This window comes from Pseudomonas sp. KH_046_2 (genome assembly GCF_057838985.1).
Genome location: NZ_CM174480.1, coordinates 383,050 through 395,303 on the forward strand (window position 1 = coordinate 383,050; position 12,254 = coordinate 395,303).

Sequence of the window (12,254 nt, forward strand, 5' to 3'; positions counted from 1 at the left end):
AGGTCCTATCGATGACTCAAGAACCACTTGTTCGCGAAGCAGAGGTGGCCGCATTCCGCGACGCCGTCTTGACCAAACTCACTTATGCAGTGGGTAAAGACCCGGATCACGCCTTCGACCACGACTGGTTCGAAGCCATTGCCCTGGCCGCGCGGGACCACATGGTCGAGCACTGGATGGACCACACGCGGCAGATCTACCGCAAAGGCCAGAAGCGCGTTTATTACCTCTCCCTGGAATTCCTCATCGGCCGGTTGCTCTTCGACAGCCTGAGCAACCTCGGCCTGCTCGACGTGGCCCGCGAAGCCCTGACCGAACTCGGCGTCGACCTTGAGCGCATTCGCTTGCTGGAGCCCGATGCGGCGCTGGGCAACGGCGGCCTCGGGCGTCTGGCAGCGTGTTTCCTGGAAAGCATGTCGACTCTCGGCATTGCCGGTCATGGCTACGGCATCCGCTATGAGCATGGTTTGTTCCGCCAGGCCATCGTCGACGGCTGGCAACAGGAGCAGACCGAACACTGGCTGGATTTCGGCAACCCGTGGGAGTTCGAGCGGCCGGAAGTGGCTTACACCATCGGTTTCGGCGGCGGTGTCGAGACCCTGACCGACGACACCGGCAAAACCAGACAAGTCTGGTCCCCGGCGGAAACCGTACGCGCCATTGCGTATGACACGCCAGTGGTCGGTTGGCGCGGGGCAAGCGTCAACACGCTGCGTTTGTGGCGCGCCCGGGCCATGGAAGATCTGCATCTTGAGCGTTTCAACGCCGGCGACCACCTGGGCGCCGTGGCCGAAGTGGCCCGGGCCGAAAGTATCTCCCGAGTGCTGTACCCGGCGGACAGCACCGAGGCCGGCCAGGAACTGCGCCTGCGTCAGGAGTACTTCTTCGTCGCCGCCTCGTTGCAGGATCTGCTGCGCCGCCATCGCAACATGCACACCTCGGTGCTGACCCTGGGCGACCACGCGGCGATTCAGCTCAACGACACTCACCCCTCGATTGCCGTGGCTGAACTGATGCGGCAACTGGTCGACGTCTATGACGTGGCATGGGATGCGGCGTGGCAGGTCACCGTCGATACGCTCTCCTACACCAACCACACGTTACTGCCCGAAGCGCTGGAAACCTGGCCGGTCGGCCTGATGGAGCGCATGCTGCCGCGGCACATGCAGATCATTTACCTGATCAACGCCCATCACATTGACTCGCTGCGGGCCAAAGGTATTCACGACTTCGACGTGTTGCGCGCGGTGTCGCTGATCGAGGAAGACAACGGACGCCGGGTGCGCATGGGCAACCTGGCGTTTCTCGGTTCCCACAGCATCAACGGTGTGTCCGGATTGCACACGCAACTGATGCGCCAAACGGTGTTCTCCGAACTGCACAAGCTCTACCCGGAGCGGATCAACAACAAAACCAACGGCATCACCTTCCGCCGCTGGCTGTATCAGGCCAACCCCGAGCTGACCTCGATGCTGGTCGATACCCTAGGGCCCGAAGTGCTGGATAACCCGGAACAGCGTTTGCTCGCCCTCGAACCGTTCGCCGAGAAAAGTGCATTCCGCAAGGCGTTTGCCGAGCAACGCCTGCACAGCAAGAAAGCCCTGGCGTACCTGATTCATGAGCGGTTGGGCGTGGCGGTCAACCCGGCGGCGATGTTCGACGTGCAGGTCAAGCGGATCCACGAATACAAACGCCAGTTGCTCAACCTGATGCACACCGTGGCGTTGTACCAGGCGATTCGCGCGGAGCCTGAGATCGATTGGGTGCCACGGGTGAAGATCTTCGCCGGCAAGGCGGCCGCGAGTTATCACCAGGCCAAACTGATCATCAAGCTGACCAACGACATCGCCCGGGTGGTGAACAACGACCCGACCGTGCGCGGCTTGCTCAAAGTGGTGTTTCTGCCCAACTACAACGTCAGCCTGGCGGAGAGCATCATTCCGGCGGCGGATTTGTCCGAGCAGATCTCCACCGCCGGATTCGAAGCGTCAGGCACCAGCAACATGAAATTCGGCCTGAATGGCGCGCTGACCATCGGCACCCTGGACGGGGCCAACGTGGAAATGTGCGACCGCATCGGCGCTGAGCACATGTTCATCTTCGGCCTCAGCGCGCAGCAGGTGGAGGCGCGCAAGCAGAACCATGAGTTCAGCGCGGTGCCGGATATTGCCGCGTCCCATCGTCTGAACGATGTGCTGCAAGCGATTCGTGGCGGGGTGTTCTCACCGGATGATCCGTCCCGTTATGCCGGGTTGATCGATTCGCTGGTGGACTACGACCGCTTCCTGGTCTGCGCCGACTTCGATTCCTACTGGCACGCCCAGATGCGCGTCGAAGCCCATTGGCACGATTCGAAGGAGTGGTGGCGTTCAGCGGTGTTGAGCACGGCGCGGATGGGCTGGTTCTCCTCGGACCGGACCATTCGCGAGTACGCCACGGAAATCTGGAAGGCGCTGGAGTAAGTCTTCAGGCAGGTAGATATACTGGCGCGCCGAAAAAAATCGCAGCCTTCGGCAGCTGTTACAGGATCGCGTAATACCGCGACTATGTAGGAGCTGTCGAAGGCTGCGATCTTTATGGATACGGCTGAGCTAATCTTTCCGGATTGGCCAATGCGCTTAGGGATATCGACCATGCAATGGATGTTCATGCTGATAGGGCTGGTGCTCGGCTGGATACTCGACGAGTCATTCAGCGATGCGCTGCTGGGCGCGTTACTCGGATTGGGTATCGGCCAGGCCCTTCGCTTGGCTCGCATGGACTCGCAGGCCGTCGAGCAGCAGCGTTTGCTGGAGCAGGCGCAGGTCGTGCTGCACGCGGTCGAGCAACGGCTGGCGCTGCTCGAAGCATCGGGCGTGAAGACGCCGGAAACCCGCGAACCACTTGTCTCACCTGAAAGCATCCTCGATGAAGCACCTGTCGCAGCCCCGGAGTTACTCTGGGAACTGCCGCCCGAACTCGAACCGATCGCCGCCGCGGCCACCGAAACCAATCGTGCGCACCCCGCCGATGCCTGGAAGGCCGAGACGACCGCTCGCCAGGCACAACCACCTGTCCCCCCGCGTGGTCCGAACCTCATCGATCGCGCAATCAACCGTGCCCGCGCCTGGTTGTTCGGCGGCAATACCGTGTTGCGGGTCGGCGTGGTGCTGCTGTTCCTCGGCCTGGCCTTTCTGCTGCGCTATGCCACCGAAGGCGTGGTGGTGCCGGTTGAGTTGCGCTACGCAGGCGTTGCGGCGGCAGCCTTGGGGTTGCTCGGGCTGGGTTGGTGGCTGCGTGCGCGTAACAGCAGTTATGCGTTGATCCTGCAGGGTGCCGGGATCGCTGTGTTGTACCTGACGGTGTTTGCCGCGATGCGCCTGCATCCGCTGCTCGATCCCTCGGCGGGGTTTGGCCTGCTGGTGGCGGTGACGGTCTGTTCGGCGATTCTCGCCATTACCCAGGACTCCCTGGGGCTGGCCGCCGCTGCCGCACTGGGCGGATTCGCCGCGCCGCTTCTGGCCTCCACCGGCGCCGGCAGCCACGTCGCGCTGTTCAGCTACTTTGCCCTACTCAACGCCGGTATCTTCGCTATCGCCTGGTTCAAGGCCTGGCGGCTATTGAATGTCATCGGGTTCAGCGGCACCTTCGGCATCGGTTTCGCCTGGGGCCTGCGCTCCTACTCGCCGGAGCAGTTGTGGAGCACCGAGCCGTTCCTGATTTTGTTTTTCCTGATGTACCTGGCCATTGGTCTGCTGTTCGCCCGGCGCAGGCTGCTGGAAATGAGCGATGCACCGGCAGAGGGCAGTCGCGAATCGCTGCTGCAATGGTCGGCGCGCAAGGGCAACTACGTCGATGGCACGCTGCTGTTCGGTCCGCCGTTGGTGGGTTTCGGCTTGCAGTTCGCATTGGTGCAGCATCTGGAGTTCGCAGCGGCGTTCAGTGCCTTGGCGCTGGGCATGATTTACATGGGGCTTGCCCGTTGGCTGATGGCCGGGCGCACGTTGTTGCTGGGGGAAACCTGCCTGGCCCTGGGCGTGATCTTCGCCAGCCTGGCGATTCCGCTGGGGCTCGATGCACGCTGGACGACGGCGGCGTGGGCGGTGGAAGGCGCGGGGATCTTCTGGCTCGGCCTGCGCCAGCAAAGGCCCGTGGCCCGGGCCTTTGCCTTGCTCCTGCAACTGGGTTCGGCGCTGGCGTTTCTCAGCGAGCTGCACGACAGCGAGAGCAGCCTGCTCGGCGGTGTACCGCTGGGCGCGCTGTTACTGGGCGTCGCGTTGCTGTTCAGCTTCTACCAGTTGCGTAAAGCCTTGCCGGAACAGATCAGGCCTTGGGAACTGAAAGGTCTGCCAGTCCTGGCTTGCCTCGGGCTGGCGTTTCTCTATTTGCTGGCACCGTTGTTTTTCTTCAGCCACGGCACGGTGATCATTTGGGCCCTGGCCGGGGTGCTGACGTTGTTGGTTGGCTTGCACCTGCCATCGCGCACGTTCGTGTTCACCGCGCTCGCTGTGCAACTGTTGGGTGGCGCGCTGTTCCTGGCGACGGGGCCGCAACTCAGTGAAGGACTGAATCCCTTGGCTCATGCTGGATTCTGGGCGCCACTGGTATTGGGGCTGGCGGCGATGATCGGGGCCTGGCGTTTGCAGGTTGGTCATTCGCTCGGAGCATTCAAAGGGCTGAGTCTGTTGCGATTGTCCCAGGCGTTGCTGGTGTGGGGCGCAGGCTGGTGGGCGTTGGCCTGGGTCATCGAAGTGCTGCATTTTGCCCCTTTGCCGATGCGGGCGACTTTGTTGTTGGGCATCGCTGCCGTGAGTGTGGCGCTGTGGACGGTATTGGCGCTGCGCCTGAAATGGCCGTCACTGGGGGTACTCGGCACGGTGTTGACTCCCGCGGCGGCGCTGGTGCTGCTCGCGGCCTGGCACTCGCGTTATCACCCGGCAGCCAACGTCGGCTGGCTGGCGTGGGCCGCTGTGTTCGTGGTGCATTTCATGTCCTTGCGACGCCTGGCGCCCATGCTGCCGACGCGCGTGACGAGCGTCGCCCATGTGCTCGGCTGTTGGCTGTTGATGGGTGTGCTGGCTCTGGAGCTGCGTTACGGCTTGCTGGTGTTGTCCGAGCAATACAACGCCTGGCGCTGGTTGGGTTGGGCGATTCTGCCCAGTCTGTACCTGGTGCTGATGGCGGCACCTCGCGCGTGGCCGTGGCCGGTGTCGGCGTATTCGCGCGAGTACCGTGTATACGCCGCCGCGCCGCTGGCGTTGTTGATGCTCGGCTGGTTCTGGCTGGCGAATGTCGCCAGCGACGGCAACGCCGAGCCACTGCCCTACGTGCCATTGATCAACCCGCTGGAGCTGGGCCTGTTGTTTGCGTTGTTCGGTGTCTATGCCTGGTCCCGCAGCGCCATGACGCAACTGGCGGTCCGCGAGGATTACGCCGCCATCGCCACGCAAGGGGTCGCGGGTGCCTCGCTGTTCGTGTTCGTTACGGCATTGGTGATGCGTACGGCGCACCATTGGAGCGGGGTGCCGTTCGAGCTGGATCTGTTGCTGGAGTCAATGCGGGTGCAGGCCGGGCTGTCCATCGTCTGGACCTTGATGGCTCTGAGCCTGATGATCGGCGGCCATTTGCGTCGCCGCCGCGAAGTCTGGCTGATCGGCGCGGCCTTGATCGGCGTGGTCGTGGCCAAGCTGTTCTTTGTCGAATTGAGTAATCGCGGCGGGCTGGCGCGGATCGTGTCGTTTATCGGCGTCGGCGTGTTGCTGCTGGTGGTGGGCTATTTCGCCCCGCTGCCGCCCAAGCGCGCCGAAGCTGTGCCGGATATCGAGAAACCGGTCCCGGAATCCGAAGGAGTGTCGTCTTGAGTCAGAAGCTGAACCTGGGTTGGCTGGGCGCTGTCGCCATGGGCGTGGTGTTGTCGGCGGTTGCCCAGGAAAAACCGGCGGACTTCACCACCCAAGTGCCCCTGTCGGTGACGGGCGAAGGCCCCTGGTATCGCCTTGAACTGCCCCTGAACGTACAACTGAATGCACGGCAGGCCGACCTGAGCGACGTGCGTGTGTTCAACGCCGTGGGCGAAGTTCAGGCTTATGCCTTGGCCCGGGAATCGGCGCGGAGCAATGAAACCCGCACCTTGACCGAGGTGAAATGGTTTCCGTTGTACAGCTCGATGGACGCCACTGAAGCCGCGCCGAGCGTGCGGGTGCAATCGAGCACCACCGGCACATTGGTCCAGGTGCAGCCCTCCAGTCAGTTGGAGGCGGGTGAGGAGGAGCTGCGCGGTTGGTTGCTCGACGCTTCCGCCATCAAGGCGCCGTTGCAGCAGTTGATTCTTGACTGGAGCAGCGAGCGCGACGGCTTCCAGCGCTTCTCCGTCGAAGCCAGTGACGATTTGCAGCATTGGCAGTCCTGGGGCGAAGGGCAGGTGGCGCGCCTGACCTTTTCCGACGAGCGGGTCGAGCAGCATGAAGTCAACCTGCCGGGCCAGTCGGCGCGCTACCTGCGGTTGCTGTGGATTACACCGCATTCGGCACCGACACTGACTTCGGCGCAACTGCAGAGCGCCAGTACCCGCAGCCTGCCACTGCCGTTGGTCTGGTCCCAGGCGTTGGCCGGCAGCAGCGTGAAGGCGGGTGAATACACCTGGCAGTTGCCGATGGGGCTGAATGTCGAGCGGGTGCAGGTCGAGTTGAGCCAGCCCAACAGCCTGGCGCCAGTGAGTCTGGCCGGTCGGCGCGACAGCAGCCTGCCATGGCAGTCGTTGGGCAGCGGTTTGCTCTATCGCCTGACCCAGAATGGTCAGGATGTGGTGCAAAACGAGTTGCAGCTATCAGGGCAAATCGTCCAGCAACTGAAACTGACCGTGGACGAACGCGGCGGCGGCTTGGGTGATCAGGCGCCGACGCTGAAGTTTGCCGTGCGCGCCACGCAACTGGTGTTCCTGGCGCGTGGGCCTGGGCCTTACACGCTGGTCGTGGGGAATCCGACGGCGAAGGCGGCGAACTTGTCGCTGTCGACGCTGATTCCGGATTACAGCCCGGCGAAGCTCGCGACCTTGGGCCGGGCCATGGTGGATGTCGGGGCGGTGGTTTCGAATGCATCGACAGAGAAAACGCTGGCGACGACGGACACCCCTTGGAAGAAGCTCGGATTGTGGGCGGTGTTGTTGCTCAGTGTCCTGTTCCTGGCGGCGATGGCGTTCAGTTTGCTGCGTAAACCGCCAGCCAAATCCTAGGCTGGCGCTTCGCGCCAGATCGCGGGCAAGCCCGCTCCCACAGGTACGGCGCTGTCCTTGTGGGAGCGGGCTTGCCCGCGATAGCGGTATATCAGTCAATAAAGATGCTGATATGACCGCTACTTTCCGGCTCACCCCCAGCCCTTTTCCAACTACGCTCATCCCCGCGCATGAACTCTCTTCGGCCGATCACGTCTGATAGGAGGAAATGCGCCCCGACTCGCGTTAAACTGCGCGGGTTTTTAGCCCCCCCATTCCTCCGGAGCCTTCCATGTCCCGCGTTACCTTGAGTCGCTATTTGATTGAGCAGACCCGCAGCAACAACACTCCTGCCGATCTGCGCTTCCTGATCGAAGTGGTGGCGCGTGCCTGCAAGGAGATCAACCACGCCGTGTCCAAAGGCGCCCTGGGTGGCGTTCTGGGCAGCATGGGCACTGAAAACGTCCAGGGCGAAGTGCAGAAGAAGCTCGACGTGATCTCCAACGAGATCCTGCTCGAAGCCAACGAATGGGGCGGTCACCTGGCCGGCATGGCGTCCGAAGAAATGGACAATGCCTACCAGATCCCGGGCAAGTACCCGAAAGGCGCATACCTGCTGGTATTCGACCCACTGGACGGTTCGTCGAACATCGACATCAACGCCCCGGTCGGCACCATCTTCTCGGTACTGCGTTGCCCGAACGAGTACCTGAGCCAGAACGAACCTTTGAACGAAAAGGCTTTCCTGCAGCCAGGTACCCAGCAAGTGGCCGCCGGTTACGCGATCTACGGTCCGCAGACCATGCTGATCCTGACCCTGGGCGACGGCGTGAAAGGCTTCACCTTGGACCGTGAAATGGGCAGTTTCGTGTTGACCCACGAAAACATCACCATTCCTGAAGCCACCCAGGAATTTGCCATCAATGCGTCCAACCAGCGTCACTGGGAAGCACCGGTACAACGCTACGTCAGCGAATTGCTGGCAGGCGATGAAGGCCCGCTGAAAAAGAACTACAACATGCGTTGGGTTGCCGCGATGGTCGCCGACGTGCACCGCATCCTGACCCGCGGTGGTCTGTTCATGTACCCACGCGACAGCCGCGAGCCGTCGAAGCCGGGCAAACTGCGTTTGATGTACGAAGCCAACCCGATGTCGTTCCTGGTGGAACAGGCGGGCGGCGCGTCCACCGACGGCCACCAGCGCATCCTCGACATCCAGCCGGAAGGCCTGCACCAGCGTGTTGCGGTGTTCCTCGGTTCGAAAGAAGAAGTTGCCCGCGTCACGGCTTACCACAAGGAATAAACCATGACCGCGCCCTGGCAGCCGTTGCTTGATTGGTGGTTCGGAAGTTCCGGGTCGGCGAGGGAAGTGGCGGCGCAGAAGGGCAGGTTATGGTTTGGCAAGCGCGACAGCCAGGACCTCGAAGCGCGCGAGCGTTTCGGGGACTTGACCGCGCAGGCACTGGCCGGCGGATTGACCGAGTGGATGCAACGTCCCGAAGGTTGGCTGGCCCTGGTGCTGTTGCTCGATCAAATCCCGCGAATGATCTTTCGCGATACTCCAAAAGCATTCTCCGGCGATTCCCGCGCACAGAAACTGGTAGCCCAGGGCATTGCCGCGGATTTCGATCGGCAGTTGCAGCCGATTCAGCGGGTGTTCATCTACCTGGTGTTCGAGCACAGCGAGAACCTCGCGGTGCAGAACGAAGGCGTCTCGCGTTACATCGAACTGGTGGCGCAGCAGCCGGAGACTGATCGGGCACTGTTCAGCGACTACCTGGACTATGCCGAGCGGCATCAGAGGGTGATTGCGCAGTTTGGGCGGTTTCCGCATCGCAATGCGGTGTTGGGAAGGGAGTCTACGGCTGAGGAGTTGGCGTTTCTTTCAAAGCCGGGTTCAAGGTTTTAGATCTCTATAGCGGCTGATGCCGCCTTCGCGAGCAGGCTCGCTCCTACAGTGGATTTGTGAACGCCACAGATCAAGTGTAGGAGCGAGCCTGCTCGCGATGGGGCCTTCAGCAGCGCCTTAGATCCGGAAGCTACCCACCAACTGCTTCAACCGCGCCGCCTGCCGTTCTAGATCGGCACACGCACGCAAGGTCGATTGCAGGTTTTCCACACCTTCCTGGTTCAGCGTGTTGATCTCGGTGATGTCGACGTTGATCGACTCCACCACGGCGGTCTGTTCTTCGGTTGCGGTAGCGACCGACTGGTTCATGCCATCGATCTCCCCGATGCGCTGGGTCACGCTGCCAAGGCGTTCGCCCGCCTGGTTGGCGATGCCGACGCTGCTTTCGCTCTGGCGCTGGCTGTCGGTCATGATGCCCACTGCTGCCCGGGCGCCGACTTGCAGCTCTTCGATCATCGTCTGCACTTGCTGCGCCGAGTCCTGGGTGCGGTGAGCAAGGTTGCGTACTTCGTCGGCAACCACCGCGAAACCACGGCCGGCCTCGCCAGCGCGGGCCGCTTCGATGGCCGCGTTCAGTGCCAGCAGGTTGGTCTGCTGGGAGATGCTGGTAATCACTTCCAGGATCTGCCCGATGTTGACCGTGTTGCTGTTGAGGGTTTCGATGTTGCCGCAAGAATCGCTGATCTTGGCCGACAGCTGTTGCATCGCCGCGATGGTTTTATCCACCACCTGTTGACCGTCTTCGGCCAGGCTGCGGGCGTCGCTGGAATGTTGCGAGGCGAGGGCAGCGTTCTGGGCGATTTCCTGGGCGGCGGCACCGAGCTGGTTGATTGCGGCGGCCACGCTGCTGGTGCGCGAGGCTTGCTGGTCGGAGTTGAACATCGACGAGTTGGAAGCGGCCACCACGCGCAACGCCACTTCGTTGACCTGGCCGGTGGCTGAGGATACTTCGATGATCGAGGTGTGAATGCGTTCGACGAAGCGGTTGAACGACAGCCCCAGCGCGCCGAACTCGTCGTGGCCGTGAATAACCAAGCGTTTGGTCAGGTCACCTTCGCCTTCGGCGATGTCGTGCATGGCGCGCCCCATGGTCAGCAGCGGCTGCATCAACAGGCTGATCAGCATGCCCAGCAGCACAATGATGATCACCACGGCAATCACCATGGCGATGATCGCCGAGGTGCGGAATTCGCTGAGCATAGAGAACGCCGTTTCCTGGTCGAGCACCAGCGCTACGTACCAGTCCGCCGAAGGCACGCCGTTGACATGGGTGAAGGAGATGAACTGGCGCTTGCCGTCGATCTCGACTTCTTTCATGCCCGGGCTGACTTTCGGCGCACCGTTGGGGTAAGCCTCAGTCAGGTTCTTGAGTACCAGCTTGCTGTCCGGGTGAATCAGGATCTTGCCGTCGGCACCGACGATGAACGCATGGCCGTGACCGCCGAAATTCAGCGAATTGATGATCGCGCTGACGCTGGACAGGTCGATGTCGGCACCGGCGACACCGATCATCTGGCCCTGGTGCTGCACCGGAGTGGCGACTGTGATCACCAGCTTGCCGGAAGAGGCGGCGATGTAGGGTTCGGTGACGATGGTCTGTTGCGCGCTGTTGGCCGCCTTGTACCAGCCACGGGCGCGCGGATCGTAGTCCGCCGCGCGGTTGCCTGCCGGGACCGAGAACATCACGCCGTCGGCGCCACCGAAGTAACTCAGCTGGAAGTTGCCGGTGTAGGCGGGCAGGCCGATGATCCGTTTCAGGCTGGCGGGAGCATTGCCATCGGCGGTGACCTGTTGGGCCATCGACTGCAGCAATTGCATGCGGCTTTCCAGCCAGGTCTGGATGTTGCTGGTGGTCAGGCTGCCGAGTTCCTGCATCGAGGCTTCGGTACTGTTGCGCAAGGTTTCGCGCTGGCGATAGTCGTTGAACAGGATGAAACAAGCGAATGCGACGGCCACCACGAGGGCGGCAGCCAGCAATATCTTGTGGCTGAACTTCATGTTTCTGGTCATGGATGAGCTACCGCAGAGGGGCTGTTCTACAAAATGGGGGAGCAAATGCCAGCGATGTGGCTTTGCGTTGCATTTATGTCGACTGAACGGCGCCAAAGATTAGGCGGATTCTCTGAAAAACGACGAAATGCTCGGTAAACAGGCAAAGTGGCTGATTTTCGGCAAAAGGTAGACGAGTGGCCCGATAAATAGCCTGCCGGGCAGGGAACCTGACAGGGGTTTTCTCTTCTAAGCTTCAGCTTGGCAGCCATGCCAATCCCCTACGCCCCCGGAGTTTCACCATGTCGTTGCGTTCCATCGCCCTGCTTTCGTTCTGCGTATTGCTCGCTGCCTGCAGCAAGGTCAATCAGGAAAACTACTCTAAGCTCTCGGCCGGCATGGCCAAGGCCGATGTGGAGACCCTGTTGGGCAAACCCGCCGATTGTTCAGGCGCGCTCGGCATGTCCAGTTGCACCTGGGGCGACAAGAACAGCTTTATCAGCGTGCAGTTCGCCGGTGACAAAGTGCTGATGTTTTCCGGCCAAGGCCTGAAGTAAACCGGGGCGATTGCCCACGGGAGAAAAATAATGAAGCGGTTATTGATCATCCTTTTTGCCGGCCTGGTGTTGGCCGGCTGTGCCACGCCTGGCCAGGACCCATTGGCCCCCAAGACGGTCAATAGCGTCAACCTCAAGCGCTACCAGGGCACCTGGTATGAACTGGCCCGCATGCCGATGTACTTCCAGCGTGACTGCGCGCAGTCCGAAGCCCATTACACGCTCAAGCCCGACGGCAACGTCGCGGTGTTGAACCGCTGCCTGACGGCACAGTGGCAATGGGAAGAGGTCAAGGGCACGGCTTATCCACAGGTGCCCGGCAAGAGCGACAAGCTGTGGATCGAGTTCGATACCTGGTTCTCCAGGCTGATCCCGGGTACGGCGAAGGGCGAATACTGGGTGCTGTACGTCAGCGATGACTACAAGACCGCCATCGTCGGTGATCCGAGCCGCAAGTATCTGTGGCTGTTATCGCGCACGCCGACCGTGAACGGTGTGGTGCGTGAGGAGCTGCTGAGCAAGGCGCGCCAGCAGGGTTACGACACCACGCGGCTGATCTGGCGGGCGTCGGAACAGCAGATGGCCGAGACGTCAAACTAACAACGCATGA

Annotated in this window: 8 protein-coding genes and 1 pseudogene; 7 read left to right on the forward strand and 2 right to left on the reverse strand. The window is 61.8% G+C overall.

The window, feature by feature from the left end; translation table 11 throughout:
* Window positions 1–11: 11 nt before the first annotated feature.
* From AC3IX1_RS01790 to AC3IX1_RS01810, 5 genes are all read left to right on the forward strand, one after another.
* Window positions 12–2,462, forward strand: coding sequence for a glycogen/starch/alpha-glucan phosphorylase (locus tag AC3IX1_RS01790; protein WP_489386897.1), 2,451 nt, complete (start codon window positions 12–14; stop codon window positions 2,460–2,462).
* Between the two features lie 171 nt (window positions 2,463–2,633).
* On the forward strand, window positions 2,634–5,840 hold the full coding sequence (locus tag AC3IX1_RS01795) for a DUF2339 domain-containing protein (protein WP_489386898.1): 3,207 nt from the start codon (window positions 2,634–2,636) through the stop codon (window positions 5,838–5,840).
* Window positions 5,837–7,210, forward strand: a complete 1,374-nt coding sequence (locus AC3IX1_RS01800) for a DUF3999 domain-containing protein (protein WP_489386899.1) — start codon at window positions 5,837–5,839, stop codon at window positions 7,208–7,210. The genes AC3IX1_RS01795 and AC3IX1_RS01800 overlap by 4 nt, the downstream gene beginning before the upstream one ends.
* A 271-nt stretch (window positions 7,211–7,481) precedes the next feature.
* Window positions 7,482–8,492 carry a class 1 fructose-bisphosphatase gene (locus AC3IX1_RS01805; protein ID WP_007975526.1) on the forward strand — a complete coding sequence of 337 codons (1,011 nt, stop codon included), beginning with the start codon at window positions 7,482–7,484 and terminating at the stop codon, window positions 8,490–8,492.
* A 3-nt stretch (window positions 8,493–8,495) separates the two neighbouring features.
* Window positions 8,496–9,098, forward strand: coding sequence for a DUF924 family protein (locus tag AC3IX1_RS01810; protein WP_489386900.1), 603 nt, complete (start codon window positions 8,496–8,498; stop codon window positions 9,096–9,098).
* 117 nt (window positions 9,099–9,215) lie between these two features.
* On the opposite strand, the gene AC3IX1_RS01815 is transcribed toward AC3IX1_RS01810, so the two are convergent.
* The gene (locus tag AC3IX1_RS01815) at window positions 9,216–9,980 is read right to left on the reverse strand and encodes a methyl-accepting chemotaxis protein (protein WP_411740587.1); all 765 of its coding nucleotides are present in this window, start codon (window positions 9,978–9,980) and stop codon (window positions 9,216–9,218) included.
* A 93-nt stretch (window positions 9,981–10,073) separates the two neighbouring features.
* Window positions 10,074–11,108: pseudogene (locus AC3IX1_RS01820) on the reverse strand (HAMP domain-containing protein); the annotation flags it as partial.
* Window positions 11,109–11,389: 281 nt separating this feature from the next.
* On the opposite strand from AC3IX1_RS01820, the gene AC3IX1_RS01825 reads away from it, so the two are divergent.
* Window positions 11,390–11,644, forward strand: coding sequence for a hypothetical protein (locus AC3IX1_RS01825; protein ID WP_007975531.1), 255 nt, complete (start codon window positions 11,390–11,392; stop codon window positions 11,642–11,644).
* 30 nt (window positions 11,645–11,674) lie between these two features.
* Window positions 11,675–12,244 (forward strand): lipocalin family protein, encoded by a 570-nt coding sequence (locus AC3IX1_RS01830; protein ID WP_489386901.1) that lies wholly within the window; start codon window positions 11,675–11,677, stop codon window positions 12,242–12,244.
* The last annotated feature ends 10 nt before the right edge of the window (window positions 12,245–12,254 follow it).